General features: G+C 65.0%; 24 protein-coding genes and 1 riboswitch. Of the genes, 15 read left to right on the forward strand and 9 right to left on the reverse strand.

Translation table 11 applies throughout. The features are described 5' to 3' along the window. Window positions 1–29: 29 nt before the first annotated feature. From AXZ77_RS19805 to AXZ77_RS18620, 9 genes are all read right to left on the reverse strand, one after another. Complete coding sequence (locus tag AXZ77_RS19805) at window positions 30–1,529, reverse strand: FAD-dependent oxidoreductase (protein WP_098412284.1); 1,500 nt, start codon at window positions 1,527–1,529, stop codon at window positions 30–32. Then, a complete protein-coding gene (locus AXZ77_RS18585) occupies window positions 1,526–2,638 on the reverse strand; it encodes an ABC transporter ATP-binding protein (RefSeq protein ID WP_098412285.1) in 1,113 nt (370 codons plus the stop codon). Before AXZ77_RS18585 ends, AXZ77_RS19805 begins: the two co-directional genes overlap by 4 nt. A gap of 5 nt (window positions 2,639–2,643) precedes the next feature. Beyond that, window positions 2,644–3,528 carry a carbohydrate ABC transporter permease gene (locus AXZ77_RS18590; RefSeq protein ID WP_078541537.1) on the reverse strand — a complete coding sequence of 295 codons (885 nt, stop codon included), beginning with the start codon at window positions 3,526–3,528 and terminating at the stop codon, window positions 2,644–2,646. Beyond that, window positions 3,528–4,421, reverse strand: coding sequence for a carbohydrate ABC transporter permease (locus tag AXZ77_RS18595; protein WP_078522163.1), 894 nt, complete (start codon window positions 4,419–4,421; stop codon window positions 3,528–3,530). The genes AXZ77_RS18590 and AXZ77_RS18595 overlap by 1 nt, the downstream gene beginning before the upstream one ends. 74 nt (window positions 4,422–4,495) lie before the next feature. Beyond that, a complete protein-coding gene (locus tag AXZ77_RS18600) occupies window positions 4,496–5,746 on the reverse strand; it encodes an ABC transporter substrate-binding protein (protein WP_078541536.1) in 1,251 nt (416 codons plus the stop codon). Between the two features lie 55 nt (window positions 5,747–5,801). Beyond that, window positions 5,802–7,328, reverse strand: coding sequence for an aldehyde dehydrogenase family protein (locus tag AXZ77_RS18605; RefSeq protein ID WP_098412286.1), 1,527 nt, complete (start codon window positions 7,326–7,328; stop codon window positions 5,802–5,804). Between the two features lie 2 nt (window positions 7,329–7,330). Beyond that, window positions 7,331–8,098: an enoyl-CoA hydratase/isomerase family protein gene (locus AXZ77_RS18610; protein ID WP_098412287.1), complete on the reverse strand. Its 768-nt coding sequence runs from the start codon at window positions 8,096–8,098 to the stop codon at window positions 7,331–7,333. Then, window positions 8,095–9,666 (reverse strand): acyl CoA:acetate/3-ketoacid CoA transferase, encoded by a 1,572-nt coding sequence (locus AXZ77_RS18615; RefSeq protein WP_098412288.1) that lies wholly within the window; start codon window positions 9,664–9,666, stop codon window positions 8,095–8,097. The genes AXZ77_RS18610 and AXZ77_RS18615 overlap by 4 nt, the downstream gene beginning before the upstream one ends. Before the next feature lie 536 nt (window positions 9,667–10,202). Then, window positions 10,203–10,541 carry a hypothetical protein gene (locus AXZ77_RS18620; protein ID WP_098412289.1) on the reverse strand — a complete coding sequence of 113 codons (339 nt, stop codon included), beginning with the start codon at window positions 10,539–10,541 and terminating at the stop codon, window positions 10,203–10,205. Window positions 10,542–10,666: 125 nt separating this feature from the next. On the opposite strand from AXZ77_RS18620, the gene AXZ77_RS18625 reads away from it, so the two are divergent. From AXZ77_RS18625 to AXZ77_RS18695, 15 genes are all read left to right on the forward strand, one after another. Next, window positions 10,667–11,014: a PepSY domain-containing protein gene (locus AXZ77_RS18625; protein ID WP_098412290.1), complete on the forward strand. Its 348-nt coding sequence runs from the start codon at window positions 10,667–10,669 to the stop codon at window positions 11,012–11,014. Beyond that, the gene (locus AXZ77_RS18630; protein ID WP_098412291.1) at window positions 11,014–11,679 is read left to right on the forward strand and encodes a response regulator transcription factor; all 666 of its coding nucleotides are present in this window, start codon (window positions 11,014–11,016) and stop codon (window positions 11,677–11,679) included. The genes AXZ77_RS18625 and AXZ77_RS18630 overlap by 1 nt, the downstream gene beginning before the upstream one ends. Next, complete coding sequence (locus AXZ77_RS18635) at window positions 11,679–13,043, forward strand: HAMP domain-containing sensor histidine kinase (protein ID WP_218000501.1); 1,365 nt, start codon at window positions 11,679–11,681, stop codon at window positions 13,041–13,043. Before AXZ77_RS18630 ends, AXZ77_RS18635 begins: the two co-directional genes overlap by 1 nt. Window positions 13,044–13,178: 135 nt before the next feature. Beyond that, a complete protein-coding gene (locus AXZ77_RS18640; protein ID WP_098412293.1) occupies window positions 13,179–14,564 on the forward strand; it encodes a rhodanese-like domain-containing protein in 1,386 nt (461 codons plus the stop codon). Window positions 14,565–14,592: 28 nt separating this feature from the next. Next, entirely contained in the window at window positions 14,593–14,979 is a 387-nt protein-coding gene (locus AXZ77_RS18645) for a DUF302 domain-containing protein (RefSeq protein WP_098412294.1), read from the forward strand. 145 nt (window positions 14,980–15,124) lie between these two features. Continuing rightward, the gene (locus AXZ77_RS18650; protein ID WP_098412295.1) at window positions 15,125–15,619 is read left to right on the forward strand and encodes a hypothetical protein; all 495 of its coding nucleotides are present in this window, start codon (window positions 15,125–15,127) and stop codon (window positions 15,617–15,619) included. A 151-nt stretch (window positions 15,620–15,770) separates the two neighbouring features. Next, a complete protein-coding gene (locus tag AXZ77_RS18655; protein WP_078551102.1) occupies window positions 15,771–16,475 on the forward strand; it encodes an ABC transporter ATP-binding protein in 705 nt (234 codons plus the stop codon). A gap of 4 nt (window positions 16,476–16,479) precedes the next feature. Next, a complete protein-coding gene (locus AXZ77_RS18660) occupies window positions 16,480–18,843 on the forward strand; it encodes an ABC transporter permease (protein WP_176536080.1) in 2,364 nt (787 codons plus the stop codon). Between the two features lie 3 nt (window positions 18,844–18,846). Next, window positions 18,847–20,064, forward strand: a complete 1,218-nt coding sequence (locus AXZ77_RS18665; RefSeq protein WP_098412297.1) for an efflux RND transporter periplasmic adaptor subunit — start codon at window positions 18,847–18,849, stop codon at window positions 20,062–20,064. Window positions 20,065–20,273: 209 nt separating this feature from the next. Further along, window positions 20,274–20,381, forward strand: a riboswitch (guanidine-I (ykkC/yxkD leader). A 96-nt stretch (window positions 20,382–20,477) separates the two neighbouring features. Continuing rightward, window positions 20,478–21,545: a putative urea ABC transporter substrate-binding protein gene (locus AXZ77_RS18670; RefSeq protein ID WP_098412298.1), complete on the forward strand. Its 1,068-nt coding sequence runs from the start codon at window positions 20,478–20,480 to the stop codon at window positions 21,543–21,545. 56 nt (window positions 21,546–21,601) lie between these two features. Then, the gene (locus AXZ77_RS18675; RefSeq protein WP_098412299.1) at window positions 21,602–22,414 is read left to right on the forward strand and encodes an ABC transporter permease; all 813 of its coding nucleotides are present in this window, start codon (window positions 21,602–21,604) and stop codon (window positions 22,412–22,414) included. Then, the gene (locus AXZ77_RS18680) at window positions 22,411–23,202 is read left to right on the forward strand and encodes an ABC transporter ATP-binding protein (RefSeq protein ID WP_098412300.1); all 792 of its coding nucleotides are present in this window, start codon (window positions 22,411–22,413) and stop codon (window positions 23,200–23,202) included. The genes AXZ77_RS18675 and AXZ77_RS18680 overlap by 4 nt, the downstream gene beginning before the upstream one ends. Before the next feature lie 103 nt (window positions 23,203–23,305). Beyond that, the gene (locus AXZ77_RS18685; protein WP_146673635.1) at window positions 23,306–24,580 is read left to right on the forward strand and encodes an agmatinase family protein; all 1,275 of its coding nucleotides are present in this window, start codon (window positions 23,306–23,308) and stop codon (window positions 24,578–24,580) included. 3 nt (window positions 24,581–24,583) lie between these two features. Then, window positions 24,584–25,084, forward strand: coding sequence for a hypothetical protein (locus tag AXZ77_RS18690; RefSeq protein WP_098412301.1), 501 nt, complete (start codon window positions 24,584–24,586; stop codon window positions 25,082–25,084). Beyond that, window positions 25,081–25,245 (forward strand): peptidase M23, encoded by a 165-nt coding sequence (locus tag AXZ77_RS18695; RefSeq protein ID WP_098412302.1) that lies wholly within the window; start codon window positions 25,081–25,083, stop codon window positions 25,243–25,245. The genes AXZ77_RS18690 and AXZ77_RS18695 overlap by 4 nt, the downstream gene beginning before the upstream one ends. Window positions 25,246–25,257: the final 12 nt, after the last annotated feature.

Here is a 25,257-nt window from a genome sequence, read left to right on the forward strand (position 1 = left end):
GCCAAGTCTCTCGCCGCAGCCCGGGTGGCTCAGGCGGCAAGCTCTGTCTGTTCGATATGCTCGGCCGCGCGCAGGGCGAGCGCCGCGACGGTAAGGGCGGGGTTCACGGCAGCCGAGGTCGGCAGGACGGACGCGTCGGCGATGAACAGGTTCGGGTGGTCATGGCTGCGGCAGAACGTATCGACGACGCTCGACGCCGGATCGTTACCCATCCGCGCCGTCCCGCATTGATGCGACGGGGTCTGCCGGTCGAACGGCCGCGCGAGCACGATCGGGTAGCCCGCAGCGCGTAGCTTTCTGCGCAGCATGGCGACGAGTTCGAGATGGGTCTCCCAATTGGAGCGCTTCCAGTCGAGCCGGATCTTGCCGTCCTTGAGGGTCACGCGACTCTCGGGATTGGGGAGGTCTTCGGACATCGCATAAAGGTCGACCGAGCGGTTGGCGATCCAGCTCGCCACCGGACGCGGCAGCGGCGAGGCCGAGGCGAGGATCGGACCGGAGATTTTGCCGAGCAGCTGGATATTGCCCAGCGGCGCGCCATTCGCCCCGCCCGACAGGTAGAAATCATTGATCGCCAGCGTCTTCTGATAGACCGCCCGGTTCCGGCGCAGCGGATGCAGCGCCAGAACGGCCGAGCAGTTGTGATTCATGAAATTGCGCCCGACCTGATCGGAGCCGTTCGCCAGCCCGGTCGGATGACGCTCATTCGCAGAAGCGAGCAAGAGGGCCGCGCTTTGCACCGCGCCGGCGGAGAGCACGACGACCGACGCCGTGAGTGTCTGCGTCTGCCCGTCTTTCTCGATCTCGACCCCGCTGATGCGGTTCTCGGCATCGACGATCAGACGCCGCGCCCGCGCGCCCGTCATCAGCTCCACATTCGGGGCTTTCAGCGCCGTCGCCAGACCGACGCTTTCGGCATCCATCTTGCCGCCGCAGGTATCGGGGAACGCATCCCAAGGCGTTTTCCCATGCGCGAGCCAACGCTCGATATCGACCCCGAGCGGCAGGGAAGACGGGTGCAGCCCGACCGATTTCAGCCGCCGCCGAAGCGCCACGATATCTGGTTCGTCCGGGACCGGCGCATGGGCGTAGAGACCGGAATGGCGCGGCTCCGTCGGGTCCTCTCCAAGCTGACCGCGCACCTGATAGAGCGCCTCGGCCTTCTGGTAGAACGGCTCGATCTCGTCATAGGCGATCGGCCAGCCCGGCGTGGTCCCGCCCTGATGCGCGACAGGCGAGAAATCCGCCTTGCGGTAGCGCATCAGAACGGCGCCGTAGAATTTCGAATTGCCGCCGACATTGTAGTAATTGCCGGGGTTGAACGGCACGTCATCGCCATCGAGCCAGGTTTCCTCGGGCCGGTAATGACCGCGCGCGAAGATCGCGTCCGGGTCGCGCGCGTCCGGCGTGTCGGGCAGGCGTTCGCCACGCTCGAGCACCAGCACGCGCCGCCCCGTCCGGGCCAGTGCCGCCGCCGTCGTGGCACCGCCCATGCCCGAGCCGATGATGATGACGTCGGCATCGCTCATGGCTGGATGCGCTCCTCCGTCTTGGGATCGAAGGCCACCGCCTTGTCCATGTTGACGGCGAAATCGAAGACCTCGCCCGCCCGCACGGTCACATCGGCCCGCATCCGGGCGATGGCGTCGCGCCCGCCCAGCGTCATCGTCACGAATGTATCGGACCCGGCAGGCTCGGTGACGCCGATATGGTTGCGCAGCGACGCGACATGGTCGGCGTTGCGATCGGCCCCCTCCGGATCGGTGATCGTCTCCGGCCGGATCCCGAGAAGGATTTCGCGCCCGTCCCACGCGGCGAGATTGGGCTGCGGGAAGCTGAGCAGTTGCTCCACCCCGTCATGGCCCGTCACGGCGGCATGCGGCGCACCGTCCTTCACCACGATCCGCGCAGGCACCACGTTCATCGCAGGGCTACCCATGAAGGTCGCCACGAAGACATTCGAGGGCGTGTCGTAGATTTCCTTCGGCGTGCCGAGCTGCTGCACATAGCCCTTGTTCATCACTGCGATCCGGGTCGAGAGCGTCATCGCCTCGATCTGGTCGTGGGTGACGTAGACGATCGTGGTGCCAAGGCTCTGGTGCAGCTTCTTGATCTCGGTGCGCATGTCGACGCGCAGTTTCGCGTCGAGGTTCGACAGCGGCTCGTCGAACAGGAACACATCCGGGTCGCGCACCAGCGCACGGCCCATCGCGACGCGCTGGCGCTGACCGCCCGAAAGCTGCCCCGGTTTGCGGTCGAGCAGATTGTCGATCTGCAGCATCTCCGCCACCCGGTTCATCGCGTCCTCGCGTTCGGGCTTGGGCGTGCCATGCATCTCGAGACCGAAAGTGATGTTCTGGCCGACCGTCATGTTCGGGTAGAGCGCGTAGGACTGGAACACCATCGCGATGTTGCGCTTCGACGGGTGCACACCGTTCATGGTGCGCCCCTTGATCGAAATCTCGCCGGAGGTGATCCCTTCCAGCCCCGCGATCATGCTCAGAAGCGTGGACTTACCGCAGCCGGACGGGCCGACCAGCACGAGGAATTCACCTTCATCGACCGAGATGTCGACGCTGTGCAGCACTTCGACCGCGCCGTAGGACTTGGTGACGTTTGAAATATCGAGGAGACCCATTGGCATTACCCCTTGACTGAGCCCGCCATCAGGCCGCGCACGAAGAAGCGCCCCGAGACGATGTAGACGATGAGAGTGGGCAGCGCCGCAAGGATCGCACCCGCGAAGTGAACGTTGTAGGCCTTCACGCCGGTCGAGCTTTGAACGAGGTTGTTCAAGGCGACGGTCATCGGCTGGCTGGCCTGCCCGGCGAAGGACGACCCGAACAGGAAGTCGTTCCAGATATTGGTGAACTGCCAGATGATCGTGACCACGATGATCGGCCCCGACAGCGGCAGCAGGATGCGGTAGAAGATCCGGAAGAACCCGGCCCCGTCGATCTGCGCCGCGCGCACCAGCTCGGTCGGGAAGGCCGAGTAGTAGTTGCGGAAATAAAGCGTCGTGAAGCCGAGCCCGTAGACGACGTGGACGAGGATCAGCCCCGGCACCGAGCCTGCGAGCCCGATCATGCCCAGCACCCGCGCCATCGGGATCAGCACGATCTGGAACGGAATGAAGCACGAAAACAGCAGCATCCCGAAGAGGATCGTGTCGCCGCGGAACCGCCACTTGGTCAGCACGTACCCGTTGAGCGCGCCCATGATGGTCGAGATCGCCACCGCCGGAACCACGATCAGGATCGAGTTGATGAAGTAGGGGCGCAGGCCGGTCGGCTGAACGCCGATCTGGGCCGAGGACCAGGCTTCGCGCCAGGGCTCGAAGGTCCAGACATCGGGCAGCGCCATCATGTTGCCACCCGTGATCTCGCTCAGAGGTTTGACCGAGTTGATCAGCATCACCGCGAGCGGCAGCAGGTAGAACAGCGCGAACAGCAGCAGGAAAAGATAGATGAAGGTGCGGGTCACGCGATTTGTGCGGATCGCGACCCCGGTATCGACGGCGCCGGACATTACTTCGGCTCCTTCAGTTCAGCGTAGAGATAGGGGATCATGATCGCGGCGATGGTCATCAGCATGATAACCGCCGACGCTGCGCCCACGCCCATCTCGTTGCGGGTGAAAGTGTAGGAATACATGAAGGTCGCGGGCAGTTCGGTTGCCCGGCCCGGGCCGCCACCGGTCAGCGCGATGACGAGGTCATAGGATTTGACCGCGAGGTGCGCGAGGATGACGAAGGCCGACAGGAACGCGGGCCGAAGCTGCGGAATGATGATGCGGCGATAGAGGTTCCAGTTCGAGGCGCCATCCATCTGTGCCGCTTTCAGGATCTCGTTGTCGATGCCGCGCAGCCCGGCGAGGAACATCGCCATGACGAAACCCGAGCTTTGCCAGACCGCGGCGATCACCACCGTGTAGATCGCCATGGACGAGCTCTTGATCCAGCCGAAATGGAAGCTCTCCCATCCCCAGAGATGCAGGGTATGTTCGATGCCGATGCCCGGATCGAGAAGCCATTTCCACGCCGTGCCCGTCACGATGAACGAAAGCGCCATCGGATAGAGGAAGATCGGGCGCAACATCCCCTCGCCGCGGATTTTCTGATCCAGAAAGATCGCGAGGGTGAGGCCGATCGCGATACAGATCGCGATGTAGAGCGAGGCGAAGATCGCAAGGTTCTGGACCGCGATCGTCCAGGTCGGCAATTGGAAAAGCCGCCAGTAATTATGCCACCCGACAAGGTCGAAACTCGGAAGAATTCGGCTGTTCGTGAACGACAGGTAACCGGTGAAAACGATGAAGCCGTAGACGAAGATCAACATAGACGCGACAGAGGGCGCGAGGACGATCTTCGGAATCCATTCCTGAAGCCGGGTACGCAAGTCTGACTGGACCGGACGGGCCATTGCTCTCTCCTTTGGGGAAATGAGACGGACGGGTGGGGATACGGGCCGGTCAGGTCGACCGGCCCGAGAGCCTTTTACTGAGCCAGCGACACCGCCTTGACGAGTTCCTTGGCGGCGGTCTCGGCGTCATAGTCGCCATTGAAATTCGCCGTCACCACGTCATAGATCGCGTTCTTCACCGAAGCCGGGTCAGCATGGCCATGCGCCATCGAGCCCAGCAACGTGCCGTTCTCGCTCGCCGATTTCAGCTGAGCCATCGCCTTCTTGCCGCAGGCGTCGAACTCTTCGTCCGACACGTCCGTGCGCGAGGGAACAGAGCCTTTCACCGTGTTGAAGGCGATCTGGAACGACGGCGACATCACGGCTTTCGCCATCGCGTCCTGCGCGGCCTGCGCATCCTCGCCCACCTTGAACATCGCGAACTGGTCAGAGTTGAAGGTCACATCGTCTGCGGTCCCCGGGGTGCGGAAGCAGCCGAAATCGACCTCGGCCTCTTTGCCGGCCCGCAGGAATTCACCCTTGGCCCAGTCGCCCATCATCTGGAAGGCGGCTTCGCCATTGATGACCATCGCGGTCGCGAGGTTCCAGTCGCGGCCCGAGAAGTTCGGGTCGACGAAGCTGTGAAGCTGCTCCATGCGCTTGAAGGATTCGACCATCTGCGGACCGCCGAGCGCTTCGGGATCGAGATCGACGAAGGCCTTCTTGTAGAACTCGGGGCCACCGACCGACAGCACGACGCCATCGAACATCGTGGCTTCCTGCCAGGGCTGGCCGCCCGCGGCGAGCGCGATCTTCCCGGAATCCTTCACCTTCTGCATCGCAGCGATGAACTCGTCCCAGGTCTTCGGCTCTTCGATCCCGAGATCGGCGAGCATCTTCTTGTTCGACCAGACCCAGTTGGTCGAGTGCACGTTCACCGGAACCGCGACCCAGTGGCCGTCATATTTCGAGAACTTCTGCAGCGCCGCAGGCACCACGGCATCCCAGTTGCCATCGGCCGCGACCTTGTCGAGATCGGCCAGCGCACCTTGCTGCGCCCAGTCCGAGATGTCGAAGCCGAGCATCTGAACCGCGGTCGGCGGATCACCCGAGGTGACGCGCGCACGCAGCACGGTCATCGCGCTTTGGCCACCGCCACCTGCGACGGGCATGTCCTTCCAGCCGATGCCTTCTTTCTGCAGATCGTCCTTGAGGACGTTGAGCGCGGCTGCTTCGCCGCCCGAAGTCCACCAGTGAAGGACCTCCACATCCTCCGCCTGTGCCGAACCTGCGACGAGCGCCAGAACGCTCGCCATTTTCAGTGTCCGTCCGATGTAACTACGCATGATTTTCCTCCCTCTGCGTTGTCGTTACACTTCTCCTCCCGTGCGACCGATCAGGTCATTCGGGTCTCACCCAAGGCTCACGCGTGCGACCGATGCGCATCACGAGCGTCTTGATCTCGAAGAACTCCTCGAGGCCGTAGCGTCCGATCTCTCTCCCTTGACCGGATTGCTTGACCCCGCCGAAGCTCAATTCCGGGAAACCGTCCATCCAGGTATTCGTCCAGACAGTGCCCGCCTGCGCCCGCGTCGAGAACTCGAGGCAGGTGTGGACGTTCTCGCTCCAAACGCCCGCAGACAGACCGTAGCTGGCATCATTCGTTAGCGCTACCGCTTCGTCCATCGTTCTGAAGGTCAAAACGGAGAGGACCGGTCCGAAGACCTCCTCGCGGGCGATCGCCATCTCGGGCGAGACGCCGCGCACGATGGTGGGTTGATAGAATTGCCCCTCGAGACCCGGCACGGTCATCGGCCCGCCACCCAGCGCGATCTCGGCGCCTTCAGTGACGGCCGCGCGAACGTAGTCGTCGATCTTGCCCTGATGCTGGACGGAAATGATCGCCCCGACCTGCGTGCGCGGATCGAGCGGGTCGCCGAAAGCCACGCGCTTCGACAGTTCCACCACGCGCTCGACCACCTCGTCCACGATATCTTCATGGACGATGATCCGGCTGCTCGAGTTGCAGCATTGCCCGGTGTTGAAATAGACGCCGAAGGTGATCGCATCGGCCGCGCTCTCGATATCGGCATCGGGGAACACGACTTGCGGGTTCTTCCCGCCAAGCTCCAGCGCGACCTTCTTCAACGTGCTCGACGCGGCCGCCGAGATTGCCTTGCCGACCACGGTCGAGCCGGTGAAGGTCACCATGTCCACGGCCTCATGCGTCGACATCAGGCCGCCCACGGCAGGCCCGTAGCCCAGAACGATATTCACGACGCCCGCGGGCATCCCGGCCTCGAACAGCAGCTCCCCGAGCATCACCGTGGTCGACGGCGTCAGCTCGGACGGCTTGATAACCGTGGTGCAGCCGGCGGCAAGCGCGAAGGGCAGCTTCTGGCTCAGGATCCAGAACGGGAAGTTCCACGGCGTGATCATCGACACGACGCCGATCGGGTCTTTCACGACGACGCCGAGCATGTCCGGCCCCAGCGTGTTATGGCTGTCCCCATGCATGGTGCGCGCCAGCGAGGCCGCGTAGCGCCACAGATCCGCGGCGCCCGACACTTCGGCCCGCGACTGCGAGATCGGCTTGCCGCTTTCGAACGTTTCCAGCAGCGCCATGCGCTCGACATTGCCCTCGATCAGATCGGCGACGCGCAGCAGGATCGTGGCGCGTTCCTTGCCCGATATCCGGCTCCAGACGCCGCTGTCGAACGCTTCGCGCGCCGCGACGATCGCGGCTTCCGCATCGGCTTCGGCGCCCAGCGCCGCGCGGCTCACGAGGCAGCCATGCGCCGGGGACATCCGATCGTAGGTCTCGCCGGAGGCACTGTCGCGCCACTCGCCCGCGATCAGGTGACGACAGATGAAGGGCTCTGCGGGGATCGCCGCATCGACGGCGGAGATCAGGTTCAGCTCGGTCATGTTCAAAGTCCCGAAAAATTAGGTTCGCGTTTCTCGCGGAAAGCGGTGACCCCTTCGGCGCGATCTTCGCTGGCCGAAATGGCGGCACTTCCGAGCGCCTCAGCCATGGCACCGCGATCTTCACCCGCCGCGACATGGATCATCGATTTCGTGATTTCGACGGCGCGGGGCGACAGCCCGAGCGCACGGTCGATCAGGGTCTGCGCTGCCGCGCGCGGATCGTCGGAGACCGCGGCCACGAAGCCGACCGCCAAAGCCCGCTCGGCTTTCACCCGGTGACCGAAAAGCGCCATCTCCTTCACCATCGGTTCGGGCAGCAGACGCATCAGCCGCTGCGTGCCCGACCAACCGGGAACGATCCCGACGCCAGCTTCCGGGAGGGCAAGGCTGGCGCCGGGTGCCATGACCCGAAGGTCGCAGGCTGCGGCAAGTTCGAGACCGCCCCCGAAGGCGTGCCCGTTCAGCGCCGCAATCGTCGGCTTCGAGAGGCGCGCCAGCCGGTCGAAGATCCGGTGTCCGTCGCGGACCCAATGCCGCGCGAACTGGGCCGGGCTCAGATCGCCCCAACCGTTGATATCCGCCCCGGTGCAGAAGGCCCGGTCGCCTTCGGCGCTCACCAACACGCAGCGAATCTCGACATCGCGTTCGATCCGATCGAGATGTGCCTCGAGCGCGCTCAGCATCTCGACCGTCAGCGCGTTCATCTTTGCCGGGTTGTCGAGGCGCAGCTCCGCCGCCGCGCCGTCGACGATCAGGTGAACATCGCTCATGGCGTCCACCCCATCGGGGCATCGGCGAGAAGCTTCGTGGACATGGTGACGGCATTCTCCGCCACACGCACCCGCCCCTCGGAGGCGCCGACGATGTCGCGCTCGGGATCGATCCCCGGCATGATTTCGGTCGCGATGAGCCCCTTGTCATCGAGCCGCATCACGCAGCGCTCGGTGATATAGAGCACTTCCTGCCCTTGCTCGCGCGCACGCGCGCCGGAGAAGGTCACATGCTCGACCCGGTCCACCATCTTGGTGAACTTGCCGGGCGCACGGACGCGGATGCCGGTCGCGTCCATCTCCATTTGCGCCCCGGCCTCGAACCAGCCCGAGAAGACGATCTTGCGCGCATGGGCGGTGATATCGACGAAGCCGCCGCAGCCAGCGGTCAGGTAGGGCTTCTTGCCGAGCTTGGAGACATTCACGTTCCCCTCCACATCGACTTCGAGGAAGGACAGGAAGGACATGTCGAATCCGGCGCCCTGGAAATAGATGAACTGCTGCGGCGAGGGCACGTAGCCATCGGCGTTCGACGCACAGCCGAAGGCGAAGCCGGTCAGGGGCATACCGCCCACCGCGCCTTGTTCGATCGCCCAGGTGACCGCGTCGGGATGGCCTTCCTCGAGCAGGATGCGCGGCACCATCGCCGAAATCCCGAAGCCGAGATTGGCCGTCATGCCGCCGCGCAGCTCCATCGCCGCGCGCCGTGCGATCACCTTCTCGATGCCGTGCTCGGCCAGTTCGAAGCTCGCCCACGGACGCATCACCTGACCCGAGATCGCCGGATCGTAGGGAGTCTCGCAGGTCTGTTTCTGATCTTCGTCCACGACCACGTAATCCACGAGATGGCCCGGCACGCGGACGTCATGCGGACGCAGGGAGCCCGCCGCAGTGACGCGCTCCACCTGCGCGATCACCAGCCCGCCATTGTTGCGCACTGCAATCGCCTGCTCGAGCCCGCCGAGATAGGCGCCCTCGTGCTCATAGGTCAGGTTGCCGCGCTCATCGGCGGTGGTTGCGCGCAGGATGCAGACATCGGGGTAGATATTCGGGAAATGGAGCCAGGTGTCGCCGTCGAACTCCACCCGGCGCACGATGGGCGCACCTGCTGCGCGATCGTTCATCGCACAGCCCTCGCGCTCGGGATCGACGAAGGTCTTCAGACCGACCTTGGTCATCACCCCCGGACGCCGCGCAGCCGCTTCGCGATGCATGTCGAACAGGATGCCGGAGGGCACGTTATAGGCGGTCACCCGATCCTCGACGACCATCTTCCAGATTTCCGGCATCGGCAGGCTGGAAGGCCCCGACGGATAGGACCCGGCCAGAACCGTGTCGAGAAGACCATCCTTGGCGATATGGTCGATGCCCTTCACACCGTACATGTCCCCCGCGGCGATCGGATGGATCATGGTCAGCTTCTGCGGATGTTGCTCCTGATCGAAGCGCTCGCCGATCGCCTTGAGCACGGAATCGGGGCAGCCCAATGCCGAAGACGAGGACACCGTGATGATAGCGCCATCCGCGATTTTCCCCACTGCTTCCGATGCACTGACGATCGTGCCCATTGTTCGTTTCTCCCCATCCAAATTGCCAACGCGGGACAAAACCGCAATCGGCACACCCAAAGGACTCAGCCTTTTAGGAACGTTCCAAATATTAATAGGAACGTTCCAAATTTCTGTCAAACATTTTTCCGAAGAGGGGAGAGACAAGCGATGCCTCGGCGCCGAAATGGCAAATGAGAGCAGGCTTTGAGGGCTGAAAGAAAATTGGTCACGCGCCGCATCGAAGGCCCGAATGACTCGCGCATCGACCGGTCCGGCTCGTCTTCAAAAGGGAGATCGAGCGAGCTTTGTGAGGGGTGTGGGGACGGCACAACAAAGCTCGCTCGATACCCCGCGGCTCAGGTCAGGCGTGTTTGCGGCCGGTGACCATGGCTCTCGCGAGGTGTTCGGGATGAGAGGGGTCGCGAGGGGGACGCCTCCCAAATGTAGGGCACTCAGGTCGAGTGTCAGGTGGGCGGCGGCGAATCTCGCCGCCAGCCCGCAGTATCCGAAGCGTACCAAAGGGCCTCAGACCCGACTGGCCGCTCCTTCGCTCATCAGTCCAGCTCGGAACCGATGACCTCGCCCATCTTCTTCCACTGCTCGCGTGCCTGATTCATGTAGCGAACTTCCTCACGGTAGTTCGACGGCATGCCGGACTCGCCCTCGGACTCGCCGTAGCGGTACTGGTTGCGATATTCGTTCCGGTACTCGTAGGTCTCGCGGTTCTGCGACTTGGTCTGCGTGGCATTCTTCTGCGGCAGGATGACCTGACCGCCCGACTGCCCGCCGCCGCCATTCCCATTGCCAGCGGGGCCCTGCGCCTGTGCGGCACCAAGGGAGAAAGCGCCGACAGCGGCACCGAGGGCAGCGGTGAAGAGAAGAGTGCGTTTCATCGTTAACTCCTGTGATCGGATAGGGGCGAGTTGCCCGGATGAGACGACATTGGCAGAATCACTCTGACGCCGTGCTGACTGGCTTTGTCAGCGTTCTGTCAGCTTGTTTGCGCTAGAAAAGCCGCATGAAAACGCTCACGTCCCTCATAATTCTCTCGCTGGCCCTGGCCACGCCCGCCCTCGCCGAGCGTGCGGGTAGCGGCAGTCCGGGCCGAAACGGCTCGGATCACGACCGGGCGCGCAGCGCGGTCGAGCGCGAAGAGATCCTGCCGCTGTCGAAGATTCTCGGCGGCCTGCAGAAGCGTTTCAGAGGCCGCGTCATCAAGCTGGAGCTGGAATCGGATGACGGCCACTATGTCTACGAGCTCAAGCTGATCACCCCGGAAGGCCGGATCATCGAGCTTGAGGTTGACGCGGCGACCGGTTTGCCGATTGGTGGTCCCGAAGACAGCGAGCGCAACGGGGACAAGTAATGCGCGTATTGGCGGTCGAGGACGACCAGAGGATCGCGGCGGATCTCAAGGCTGCGCTCGAGGCGGCGGGGTTTCTCGTCGAGACCTGCGCGGACGGGCTCGATGCGTGGTTTCTGGGCGATACCGAAGATTACGACCTCGTCATTCTCGATCTGGGCCTGCCGAAGATGGACGGGCTGAGCATCCTCAAGAAATGGCGCGCCAATGATCGCGAGATGCCGGTGCTGGTGCTGACCGCGCGCGGCGCCTGGACCGAGCGGGTCGAAGGCATCGACGCAGGCGCGGATGACTACCTCCCCAAACCGTTCCGCATGGAAGAGCTGGTCGCCCGTGCGCGCGCGTTGATCCGGCGCTCGGCGGGGCGGGCCTCGGCAAACCAGAGCGTGGGCGAATTGACGCTCGACGCGAACCGGATGAGCGTGTCGATCCGCGGCGTGCCGATCGCGGCGACGGCGCTGGAATTCCGGCTGCTCTCCTACCTGATGCTGCATCGCGACCGGGTCGTGCCGCCGACAGAACTGCTTGAACATCTCTACGGCGATGACGACTCGCGCGAGGCCAATGCGCTGGAGGCGCTCGTCGCGCGACTGCGCCGCAAGATGGGCCCCGGCGTGATCGGCACGCGGCGCGGCTTTGGCTATTTCCTCGAAGGCGGCGGCGCGTGATGCGGTTGTCGCTGCGCCTCCGGCTCGCGCTTGGCGGCGCGCTCGCGGTGGTGCTGGCGCTGGCGATTGCCTCCGCCGCGCTGACGGCGCTGTTTGCCGCCCATGTTCAGCGCCGGGCCGAGGCCGAACTGTCGGTGCAGCTCGATCAGGTCGTGGCCGCGCTCGGGCGCGACGCCGACGGGAGGCTCGCGCTGCAGACGCCGCCCGCCGATCCGCGCTTCGACCAGCCTCTGAGCGGGCTTTACTGGCAGATCGACCTCGGCGACACGCTGCTGCGGTCGCGCTCGCTTTGGGATTACGTGCTGCCGCTGCCGCCCGATGCGCTGCCCGACGGGCATGTCCATGTGCATCGCCTGCCCGATCAGACCGGCGGGACGCTTCTGACGCTGGAGCGCAGCGTGACCCTGCCGCCCTCGCTGGGCGGGGGCCGAGTGCGCGCGGCGGTCGCGCTGACGACGACCGATCTGGATCAGGCGCGCAGCGATTTTCTGAAAGAACTGCTGCCCTATAACGCGATCCTCGCAGCCGCCCTGATCGTCGCCGGATGGGTTCAGCTCTTCTTCGGCCTGCGCCCATTGTCAGAGGTCGGGCGGCGCGTGCTCGCCGTGCGCTCGGGCGAACAGCGGCGGCTTGGCAGCGATTTCCCGAAAGAGGTGCAGCCGCTCGCGAATGAGGTCGATGCGCTGATCGACGCCCGCGAGGCCGAGCTGGACCGCGCGCGCCACCGCGCCGCCGATCTCGCGCATGGGTTCAAGACCCCGCTGCAGGCGCTGATGGGCGAGGCCGACCGGCTGCGCCAGACCGGCCAGACCGAGCCCGCCGCCGCCATCGAAGAAATTGCCGAAGCGATGCGCCGCCATGTCGACCGCGAATTGACCCGGTCGCGCCTCGCAGGGCGCGTCGTGAAAGACAAGGCCACGGTGGCCCCTGTCGTGCAGCAGATCGTCTCGGTGATCCGGCGCACCCCCACGGGCAGCGCGGTGGAGTGGGACATCGCCGTGCCCGAGGATCTGCAGGTGCCGCTCGACGCCAGTGATCTGGCCGAAGCCCTCGGGGCGCTGATCGAGAATGCCAGCCGCCACGCCACGTCGCAGGTCACGATCCGCGCCAGCCGCCGCGACGCGGCGATCGCGATCGAGGTGCAGGACGACGGCCCGGGCATCTCGGCGGACCGCATCGAGCATCTTCGGAAACGCGGTGCGCGGGCCGATGAAAGCGGTCATGGCTTGGGCCTGTCGATCAGCGCCGAGATCGCGCAGGCCGTCGGCGGCAAACTGAGCATCGCGAATGCGGAGACCGGGCTGCGCGTGACCCTGATCCTGCCCGATGCCCGCGCGGGCACAACTCACGCCCGCCGAACCTGACCACGCACCAAGGCGATCCTCACGGATCTTTTATGCCTGTTCCGGCGGCACACACATTCAGAATTCGGAACGTGAATCGCTCCCCACGCATTCCTCCAGCAATCCCGAACGGACGGAAACCCGGAGGCAAATGCGATGACCATGCGTTTTGAACAGATCCTTGCGGAAGGGATCGCCCAGTGCTCCTACCTCTTGGGCGATACCGGCAGCGGCACCGCCGCCGTCGTCGATCCCCGCCCGGATTGCGACATCTATATCGAGCGTGCCAAGTCGCTCGGCCTGACGATCACCCATGTGTTCGAGACTCATATCCACGCCGACTTCCTGTCGGGCGCGCGCGAGTTGGTGGCGCGACTGGATGGAGAACCCAAGCTCTGCGTCAGCGTCGAAGGCGGCGCCGAATATGACTTCGCGCATGAGGGCATCCGCGATGGCGACCGCTTCGCCTTCGGCGATCTCACGCTCGAGACGCGGCACACGCCGGGTCACACGCCCGAACACGTCTCCTTCCTGCTCTACGAGAAGGACAATGACGACCCGTGGGGCGTGCTCAGCGGTGATGCTTTCTTCGTGGATTCGGTCGGCCGCCCCGACCTCTTGGGCGACGACAAGACCGAGGAATTGACCGAAGCGCTCTTCCGCACCACGCAGGAATTCTACATGCAACTGCCCGAGGGCGTGCTGGTCTATCCCTGTCACGGCGCGGGCTCGGCCTGCGGGCCGAATATCGGCGACCGGATGTCGACCAGCATCGCCTATGAGAAAGCCCATAACAAATATGTCCAGATCACCGATCTCGAGGCCTTCAAGGACGAGATGACGAAGGACGCCCCACCTGTGCCCACGCATTACCCGCGCCTCAAGAAGGTCAACGCGGCGGGCCCCGAGGTGATGCACGGCTTGCCGCGCTGCATCGGCAAGATCCCGGAGGAGTTCGAGGCCCTGATCGCCAAGGACGACGTGCAGCTGGTCGATGTGCGCGACATGCTCGCCTTTGGCGGCGGCTTCATCGAAGGTGCGCTCAATATCGGCCTGCAGCCGGAGCTGTCGGTCTGGGCGGGCTGGATGCTCGATCCCGACAAGCCGATCGCGCTGGTGAGCGAAAAAGACAGCGAGATCGACGAGGCCGTGCTGTTCCTCTGGCGCGTCGGTTTCACGAAATTCGCGGGCTATCTGACGGGGGGCATCGCCGCGTGGCGCACCTCCGGGCGACCGCTCGCGCATATCCCGCAGGTCACCGTGCAGGAGTTGAAGGGCAGCGATCTGCCCCCGCTCGACGTGCGCAAGGACGAGGAGTGGGACGGCGGTCATATCCCCGGCGCGATCCACCGTTTCCTCGGCACGCTCGACGACGAGATGGACAAACTCGACCGGTCCACCGACTACGCCGTCTACTGTCAGGGCGGCTACCGCGCCAGCCTCGCCGCGAGCCTCCTGCACCGCGCCGGGTTCAAGAACGTCTCCGCGGTGCCGGGCAGCTTCGGCGCATGGTCCGCGCAGGACTACCCGGTCGAAACCTGAATCGCTTTCAACTCAAGGAGCCAACACCATGAGCTACACCATCGACAAACGCCTCACCGATACCACGCTCGAAGAGGCCGACACCCGGACCCGCGAGGCCCTGAAGGCGCAGGGCTTCGGCGTGCTCACCGAGATCGACGTGCAGGGCACGATGAAGAAGAAGCTGGACGAAGACATGCCCGGCTACATGATCCTCGGCGCCTGCAATCCGAAGATGGCGCATCAGGCGATCCAGCTGGAGCCGAATGTCGGCGCGATGCTGCCCTGCAACGTCATTCTGCGGCAGGACGGTTCGGATATCCTCGTCTGCGCGATCGACCCGCAGGCCTCGATGACGGCGATCGACAATCCGCAGCTGAAATCGGTCGCGGGCGAAGTGCGCGACATGCTGGAAAAGGCCGTTCAGGCCATTTGAGCCAGAGACCCCGGCAGCGGAACCCCCCGCCGCTGCCGGGGCACCCTCACGCGCGTCCCGCGCAGCCCTTGCATTTGAGAGCCGTTTTGCGGGATATCACGGCCCGACGACCTCCCATGCGAGGTCCCGTTAAACGAAGGCCCGAATGTCCCAGACCGATCGTCTCAAGACCGACTGTTCGCAATGCGCAGCCCTGTGCTGTCTTGTGCTGGCCTTCGACAAGGGCAAGGATTTCGCGTTCAGCAAGAACCCCGGCGAGCCCTGTCGGCATCTCTGTGGGCATGACTGCTCGATCCACGACAAGCTGACGCAGGAAGGCATGGCGGGCTGCGTCGCCTATGACTGCCTCGGCTCGGGCAACCGTGTCGTGCAAGAGGTCTTCGGCGGGCAAACCTGGCAGAGCGAGCCGCGCCTGATGCCGGTTATGATGGAAGCCTTCTCCGCCATGCGCGAGGTCCATAAGCGGATCGACCTGCTGCGCGCCGCCGAGACCCTGTCGCTGGATGCGGGCGACGAGCGAAAACGGCGCGACTTCCTCGACCATCTCGAACAGCACGAATGGACCCATCCCGAACTGACTGAATTCGAGTTCGGACTGGCGTTGGAAATCGACCTCTTCTTCCACAGCCTCAGCACCTGACGCGCCCGCGCCGCGAGGCGGCCACCCGATGCCCTAAGGCCACGCAAGCACATGCCAACCGCCGCCGGTCCCGACAGGTTTTGACTGTCTGACACGGCTGTGATCTGATCCGGGTCGGGCGCCCTGCCCGATCTATTTCAAGAGGCCGAGCGTGCAGCCTGCCTTTCGCACCGAAGCATTGTCGAAGACCTATGGCGAAGGTCCTGCCGCGGTCCACGCGCTCCGAGAGGTGACGCTGGAAATTCCGCGCAGCGAGGTCGTCGTGCTGCTGGGCCCCTCGGGCAGCGGCAAATCCACCTTTCTCAACATCATCGGCGGGCTCGACAGACCAAGCTCGGGTCAGGCGTGGTTCGGGGATCAGAACCTGACCGAAATGTCCGACCGCGCGCTGACGCAATATCGGCGCAGCCATGTCGGTTTCGTCTTCCAGTTCTACAACCTGATGCCCAGCCTCACCGCGCGCGAGAATGTCGATCTGGTGACCGAGATCTCGCATGATCCGATGGATGCGGGCGAGGCGCTGCGGCTGGTGGGGCTGGAAGAACGGCTCGACCATTTCCCGGCGCAGATGTCGGGCGGCGAGCAGCAGCGCGTCGCCATCGCGCGGGCCATCGCGAAGCGCCCGGCCGTGCTGTTTTGCGACGAGCCGACCGGGGCGCTCGACAGCACGACGGGGCGGCGGGTGCTGCAGGTACTCAACGATGTGAACCGCGAGCTGGGCACCACCGTGCTGATCGTCACCCACGCGGCGGCGACGGCGGCGATGGCGCATCGCGTGCTGCATTTCACCGATGGCCAGTTGCGCGAGACGATCGTCAACGAGACCCGCGCCGATCCTGCCGAGATCGAATGGTGAGCCGATGGCCCTGACCGTTCTCCATCGCAAACTGTTCCGCGACCTCTGGCGCATCCGGGCGCAGGCGCTGGCGATCTCGGCGGTCGTCGCTCTGGGCGTGATGGTGCAGGTGATGATGGCGGGGCTGACCGATACGCTCACCGTCACCCGCGACGCCTATTTCGAACGGCACCGGCTGGCGCAGGTCTTCGAGCCGCTCACCCGGGCACCCAGCTCGATGATGGAACAGGTCAACGCCATTCCCGGTGTGCTGGCCGCCGAGGGCCGGATCAGCGGCTTCGGCCGGATCGATGCAGACGGCGGCGAGCCGGTGCAGGCGCGCATCCTGTCGCTACCCGGCCCTGCCGGGCTCAACGGCATCCTGATGACGGCGGGACGCAAGCCCATCGCCGGACGCAGCGACGAGGTCGTGCTGCTCGACACGTTCGCAGCCGCGCGCGGGATCGCGCTTGGCGACACGCTCGGCGTCACCGTCGAAGGCCGCCACCAAAAACTGCATGTCGTCGGTTTCGCCCGCGCGCCGGAGTTTCTATTCATGCCCGCACCGGGCGAATTCTTCCCGACCGATGGCCGCTTCGCCGTGATCTGGATGGAGCGCAAGGCGGCCGGTGCCGTGCTCGACCTCGACGGCGCGTTCAACGAGGTGCTGGCGCTCACCACGCGCGAGCGGCCGCGCAAGGCGGTGCTGGCCGATCTCGACCGGCTGATGGCGCCCTATGGCGGAGGCGCGGGCTATGTGCAGGACCAGCAGACCTCGGCGCGCTTCATCGAGGAAGAACTCAAGGGCCTGCGCCAGTCGCGGGTGTTTCTGCCGCCGATCTTCCTCGCCGTCGCGGCTTTTCTGCTCAACGTCACGATCACCCGGATCGTGCAGGCCGAGCGGCGCGAGATCGGCTTGATGAAAGCCTTCGGCCATAGCGGTGCGGAGATCGCCGGGCACTACCTCGAAATGGCGCTGATGATCGCCTTCGCGGGCGCGCTGCTCGGATCGGCTCTGGGCGTGATGCTCGGGCGGTCGATCACCGGGCTCTACATGGAATTCTACAAATTCCCCTATCTCGTCTTCTCGATGCGTCCCGGTCCCTTCGCCGGGGGTCTCGCCTTCTCGCTGATCGCCGCCGCGCTCGGTGCGGCGATTGCGCTGCGCACGGTGTTCCGCCTGACACCCGCCGAGGCGATGCGCCCGCCTGCCCCGCCCGATTTCACCCATGGCCGGGTCGGCTTCCTCGCGATCGTCACGAGATTCTTCGACCAGCCGGGACGGATGATCCTGCGCCAGATCACGCGGCAACCGGTGCGCAGCCTCGGCACGGTCGCGGGCGTGGCCGCGGGGCTCGCGCTGAACATGGCGATGCTGATGATCTATTCGGGCTTCGATCACACGATGGATGTCACCTTCGGCTTTGCCGACCGCTCGGATGCGACGGTGAGCTTCATCCACCCCGTCTCGCGCGATGTGACGCATGAGATCGCGCACCTGCCCGGCGTGCTGGAGGCCGAGCCGACGCGCTACGTGCCGGTCCTCTTCCGCAACGGCGTCATCACCCATCGCGGCGAACTGACCGGCCTGTCCGAGGATGCGCAGCTCAACCGCGCGCTGCGGCCCGATCTGGAGCCGATCGCCCTGCCCGCGCAGGGCGTCGTGATCTCGCGGGGGCTCGCGGATGTGCTGAAACTTCAGCCGGGCGAAAACCTCACCGCCGAAGTCACCGAGGGCCGCAAACGGACCCTGTCGCTGCCGGTCGCGGCGATCTCCGACACCCTGCTGGGCGCTCCGGCCTATATGCGCCTCGACTCGCTGACCCGCGCCGTGGGCGAGGCGGACCGGATCACCTCGGTCTCGATCCGCACCGAAGGCGCCCCGTCGCCGGAGCTTCTGCACGAGCTGCGCGAGCGCCCCAAAGTCGCGGGCGTCTCGATCAAATCCGACAGTCTGGCGGCGTTCCGGGAAATCGCCGACGAGGGTGCGGGCCAGATGCGCTTCGTCTTCGGAGCGATCGCTTTCGTGCTGAGCTTCGGCATCGTCTACAACGCCGCGCGCAACGCATTCGCCGAACGCGCGCATGAGTTGGCGAGCCTGCGCGTCCTTGGCTTCACCCGCTCCGAGGTGACGCTGATCCTGGCCGGGGAGATCACCCTGCTGGTCGCCTGCGCGCTCCCGGTCGGCATCTGGTTCGGCTGGACACTTGCCAAGTTGATCGCACGCGTTTTCTCCAATGAACTCTACCGGGTCAGCGTCAGCTTCGATCTGCCCAGCATCGCGATGGCGGTTCTGGTCGTGGTCTCGGCGACACTGGCCTCGATCCTGATGTTGCGCCGCGCGCTGGATCGGTTGAACATGATTTCGGCGCTCAAGGCGAGGGACTGACCCGTGACACCAAAACCCCGGACCAGATGGCTCATTCTCATCCTGATCGGCCTGATCGCGGCGGGCGCAATCGCTGCGCTTCTCTGGCCGCAACCGCAGACCGTCGATATGGGCGAGGTCACGCGCGGCCCGATGAAGCTCGTCATCGAGGATGATGGCCGGACCCGCGTGAGCGAAAGCTACACGGTCTCGACCCCGGTCAGCGGCAGGCTGCAGCGGCTCGATATCCATGTCGGCGATCATGTCGTCGCGAATGAGACGGTCGTCGCCCGGATGCGCCCCGCCCTGCCCGCCGTGCTGGATGCGCGCAGCCGGGCGCAGGCGGAGGCGGCGCTCGCCGAAGCCCAAGCCGCGCTGAGCGCGGCCGAGGGCGATTACCGCGCCGCCGTCGCGATGCGCGAACAGGCCGATAGCGATCTCGCGCGGTCGCAGCGGCTCGCGCTTTCCGGCACGATCAGCCAGTCCAAGCTGGACCGCGATCAGATAAATGCCGATTACGCCGCCGCGCAGGAAGCCGCCGCGAAAGCCGCCATCGCGATGCGCGAGGCGGCGCTGGCCTCGGCAAAATCCGTACTGCAGAACGATGCCGCCGCCAGCAACAGTGAGGGCGTCGAGACGATCCCGCTTTACGCGCCCGCGACCGGAACGGTGCTGCAAATCCTGCAGGAAAACGAGACCGTGCTCTCTGCAGGCTCCCCGATCATGGAGATCGGCGACATCTCGGAGGGGCTTGAGGTGGTGGCCGATCTTCTCTCGCGCGATGCGGTGCGCGTGCGCCTCGGCGATCCGGTGGAGATCACCGATTGGGGCGGGCCGGACGTGCTGGAGGGCAAGGTGGTCCGCATCGACCCGTCGGGCACGACGAAGGTCTCCGCCCTGGGCGTCGAGGAGCAACGCGTCGGCGTGGTCATCGCCTTCACCGGCGATTCCGCGCAGCGGGCGGGGCTGGGCCACGGCTTTCAGGTGACCGCCCGGATCGTGGTCTGGCAGAACCCCGACGCGCTGCGCGTCCCGTCGAGCGCCCTGTTCCGGCGCGGCACCGGCTGGGCCGTCTTCAAGGTCGAGGACGGGCGCGCGCGGGAAGTGAACGTGAAAATCGGGACCGATAACGGCACCTATGCCGAGCTTCAGGACGGTCTGAGCGAGGGCGACCGCGTCGTGCTCTATCCGGTCGAAACGCTGGAAGACGGCTCGCCGGTGGAGGCCCGTTCGGGAGGGTGAGGTGCGCCTCACGCCCCGCCCCTCCCACCTCGCGAGGAATCACGAAGCCGCACGAAAAGCGCACCAACCGATCAAAAATGCTTGGGGTGACGCTCAAAAAACCATCACTTGAGAGTTTTTTGCGCCCAAATGCCATGCGGGGCGCAATCGAGGCGGCTTTTGCCCCCTCTCCAGCTTTGGAAACGCACCACGGTCATGCCCGAATGAAGGTGCAGGGCGCTTAGGGTTCCGTTGCCGAGAGGCAGGTCTGGTCCGAGAAGTGCCACCCACGCGGCAAATTCCGTGCGGGCACACGGCGGGCCAAAATCCCGGGAGATTACTGCGCAGGTCTGACCCGCGCCTCATCTCTTGTTCCGCCAGCGGGTCGGCCTCTACGCCATATGACGGCGGGACGCATGCCAACGGGGAAGACCATGACCAGAACGAAATTCCTGTCCGCCACGGCCCTCAGCTTGGGCGTTCTCGCCGCCTCTCTCTCGCCCGCGATGGCCGAGCAGAAAACCGATTTCAAACTCGCATGGTCGATCTATGCCGGCTGGATGCCCTGGGGCTATCTGGACAGCTCGGGGATCATGGACAAATGGGCCGAGAAATACGGCATCACCGTCGATATCGTTCAGATCAACGACTACGTGGAATCGATCAACCAATACACCGCAGGCGGCTTCGACGGCGTCTCCGCGACCAACATGGACACGCTCTCGATCCCGTCGGGCGGCGGCGTCGACACGACCGCGCTGATCGTCGGCGACTATTCCGACGGCAATGACGCGATCATCTCGAAGAAAGCGACCTCGATCGAGGAGCTGAAGGACACCAAGGTGAACCTCGTCGAGCTGTCGGTCTCGCATTACCTGCTGGCCCGCGCGCTCGACAAGGCTGGGCTGGCCGAGAAGGATCTGGCAGGTGTCGTGAACACCTCCGACGCCGACATGATCGCCGCCTTCGCGACCCCCGAGGTCGAGACCGTCGTGACGTGGAACCCGCTCGTGTCGGAAATCCTCGACACCAACCCGGATGCGAACAAGCTCTTCGACAGCTCGCAGATCCCGGGCGAAATCCTCGACCTGATGGTGGTGAATACCGAGACGCTCAAGGACAACCCCGATTTCGGCAAGGCCGTGGTCGGCGCCTGGTATGAGGTCATGTCGAAGATGGCCGCAGGCGACGAAGAGGCGCTGACCGCGATGGCCGAGGCCGCCGGCACCGATCTCGAAGGCTACAAGGCGCAGCTCGCCGCCACGGCGATGTTCTACGACCCGGCCAAGGCGGTCGAGCAGGCCGCGAGCGCCGAGATGCCCGAGACCATGACGACGGTCGCGAACTTCCTGTTCGACAAGGGCATCCTTGGTGTCGATGCGCCTTCGGCCGATTTCGTGGGCGTCGAATATCCCGACGGCTCGGTGACAGGCGACGAAGCCAACGTGAAGTTCCGCTTCGATACGACCTACATGCAGATGGCGGCCGACGGCGCGCTTTGATCTGACTTGCCCGGCCTTCGGGCCGGGCCCTTTTCCGCCAATTGCCGAAAGCGCCCATGCGTCTGCTAAACCGACATCCGACCCGGCCCACCGGCATCCTGCTGGCCGCGCTGCCCTTCGTGGCGGTGCTGATCGCCTATTGGATCGGCTCGGAAATCCGGCTTGCGGCGAACCCGCAGGACAAGCTGCTGCCCGCGCCCGAGACGATCATGAATACCGCCGGGCGGCTCTTCACCGAGCCGAACAAGCGCACCGGTGAAATCCTCCTCTGGGCCGATACTTTCGCGAGCCTGCGGCGTCTGGCCTTCGGGGTCGGCATCGGCGCGCTGATCTCGCTGACGGTCGGCGTCGGGATCGGGCTGCTGCCTTATGTCCGGCGCGGATTGTCCAGCTTCGTCGCGGTGCTCTCGATGGTGCCGCCGCTGGCGCTGCTGCCGATCCTGTTCATCGTTTTCGGGTTGGGCGAGACCTCGAAGATCGTGCTGATCGTCATCGGCATCACGCCCTTCCTGATCCGCGACCTCTCGCAGCGGGTGCTCGACATTCCGCACGAAGAGATCGTGAAGGCGCAGACGCTGGGCGCCTCCACTTGGGTCATCGCGCTGCGCGTGGTGCTGCCGCAAATCCTGCCGCGGCTGATCGCGGCCATCCGCCTGTCACTCGGGGCGGCTTGGCTCTTCCTGATCGCCGCCGAAGCCGTCGCGGCCGAGGTCGGCCTTGGCTACCGCATCTTCCTCGTCCGGCGTTACCTCGCGATGGACATCATCCTGACCTACGTCATCTGGATCACGCTGCTCGCCTTCCTAATCGACTTCGCCCTCAAAACGCTCTCGCGCAGAGCCTTCCCTTGGCTGGGAGGTGGGCTATGAGCTTCGTCACCGTTCGCGATGTGTTTCAGGAATACGACGGCCGCCCGATCATCGAGCGCGTCAATCTCGACGTGGCCGAGGGCGAGTTCGTCTCGATCGTCGGCGCCTCCGGCTGCGGCAAATCCACCTTCCTGCGGCTGCTCTTGGCCGACGAGACGCCCACGCGGGGCCGCATCACCGTCGATGGTGGCCAGCCTGCGCGCGAACCGGGCCGCGAACGCGGCGTGGTGTTCCAGAAATACTCGGTCTTCCCGCATATGACCGTGCGCGACAACATCGTCGCCGCCGAGAGCTTCCCGAAAGGCTGGGGCTGGTTTCGCGGCGCGAAGCTGCGCGAGGCCCGGGCGCGCGCCGATGAGGTTCTCGAACGGATCGGGCTCGCGCATGTGGCGAAGAACTACCCCTCGACCCTCTCGGGCGGGATGCAGCAACGTCTCGCCATCGGGCAGGCGCTGCACGCGCGCCCGCGCATCCTGCTGCTCGACGAGCCCTTCGGTGCGCTCGATCCGGGTACGCGGCTCTCGATGCACGAATTCCTGACGCAGCTGCGCGCCGAGACCAGCATGACCGTCTTCATGGTCACGCATGATCTGGGCGAAGGCTTCAAGCTGGGCGACCGCGTTCTCGTGTTCGACAAGACCCGCTGGGACCCGGATTATCCCGAACGCTATGGCGCGACGATCACCTATGATTTCGACGCCCGCGATCACGGCATTCCGTATCAGCACATCCTCGACAAGATCCCGTCTCTGGCCGCGCAAAGCGACCCTGCGCCCGCGCCGGACTGAGACGAAAGTTTCACCGCGCGCGCCGCTGGGCCCCGCGCGCGGGCCGCCGCCAAGGTCCAGACAGCCTGCCCCGATCCGGGGCTTCGATAGATTGGAGACAGAGATGTTCCATGACCTGCCAGGCGGGCGATCGCGCCCGCACCACCCGCAAGCAGCCATCGCGGCGCATGCCCTGCGCGAGCGCCGCCAGCACCACCCGGACCTGACCAAGCTCGCCGGCTGGAAGGCGATGCGCAAAGAGGCGGAACTCCCCGAGGGCCGCTGGGACGAGGAACGCCGCTGGGCGCTGCGCATGGGGCTGACCGGCGCCGACAGCATCGAGGACAAGTCGATCCCGACCTTCGCGCGCGGCGAGCTGCCCCATTACGCGGGCATCAACACCTTCCTCAAGGCGCCCTATGCCGAGGACGTGCTGGAGGTCTCGCATTACGACGCGACCGTGCTGGGCATCCCCTTCGACGGCGGCACCACCTACCGCGCAGGCACCCGCTTCGGGCCGCAGGGCGTGCGCAAGATCTCCGCGCTCTACACGCCTTACAACTACGAGATCGGCGTCGACCTGCGCGAGCAGATGACGCTCTGCGATGCGGGCGACGTGTTCACCATCCCGGCGAATATCGAGAAGAGCTTCGACCAGATCAGCCGCGCGGTCAGCCATGTCTTCTCCTCGGGCTCGCTCCCGATCATGATCGGCGGCGACCACTCGATCGGCTTTCCTTGCGTGCGCGGCATTGCCGAATGCACCTCTAAGAAGATCGGCATCGTTCATTTCGACCGCCATGCCGACATTCAGGAAAAAGACCTCGACGAGCGGATGCACACCACGCCGTGGTTCCATTCGACCAACCTGCCCAACGTGCCCGCGAAGAACCTCGTTCAGATCGGGATCGGCGGCTGGCAGGTCCCGCGCGAGGCGGTGAAGGTCGCGCGCGAACGCGAAACCAACATCATCACCATGGGCGACATGGAAAAGATGGGCATCGACAAAACGATCGAGATGGCGCTCGAGATGGCGTGGGACGGGGTCGACATGGTCTACATGTCGTTTGACATCGACTCGATCGACTGTGGCTTCGTGCCCGGCACCGGCTGGCCCGAACCGGGTGGCTTCCTGCCGCGCGAGGCGCTGGCGCTGGCCTCCGGCATCGCGGCCGAAGGCATCTGCGGGATGGAACTGGTCGAGGTCGCGCCGCCCTATGACGTGTCCGACATCACCGCGCTGATGGGCACGCGGGTGATCGTGGATGTGCTGGGCTCGCTGGTCGCCAATGGCAAGCTGGGCGCGCATCGCAAGCATATCGACAAGCCCGTCTCGCTGCCCCATGGCGAATTCGAGGGCAAGCGCTGGTCGAATTCCGAACCGCATAAGGTGGGCTGAGCCATGCCGCATGATCACGCCCCCCACGGGCACCATCACCACCACGATCACGGGCACAGTCACGGGCACAGCCACGGGCATTCCCATGACCACGCGCATCACGGGCATGGTCACAACCACGCCCATGGCGAGCATCTGCACAGCCACATGCATCACGAGGACGAGGCGGCGGACCTGCAGGTTCTGGCCACCCAGTTCATCGACGGCTTCATGCAGGCCTCCGACAAGACGAGCTATCTCAAGCTCGCGGGCGTCCCCTTCGAGCGTCCCTCGTCCACGGGGCCGAAATCGCTGAAACTCGTGGATGTGGAGCTCAAGACCGAATGGCAGGTGGGCACCGCCTCGCCCTCCTTCGGTTCGCGCGAGCTGTCCTACCTTCCGTTCCCGGGCGAGATGGTCCGCGAACGCACCAACATGTCGCTGATCTACGTGTCGATGGACGAGAAATCCGTCCTCGACATCCGCGACTTCCTGACCCAACGCAAGAAAGAGATCGACCAATGAAGACCAGCTTCGCAACGCTTCTGGGCGCAATGGCAGCAAGCCCGGCCCTCGCGCATTCCGGCACGCAATTTCATACCCACGGTGTCGAGCCGATGCTGATCGTCGGCGTCGCCGCCCTCGCGGTCTATGGCATCGTCGAATTCGTCAGATCGCGCCGCTGATTTTTCGAAACG

This window comes from Thioclava sp. ES.031 (assembly GCF_002563775.1).
Lineage (GTDB): Bacteria > Pseudomonadota > Alphaproteobacteria > Rhodobacterales > Rhodobacteraceae > Thioclava.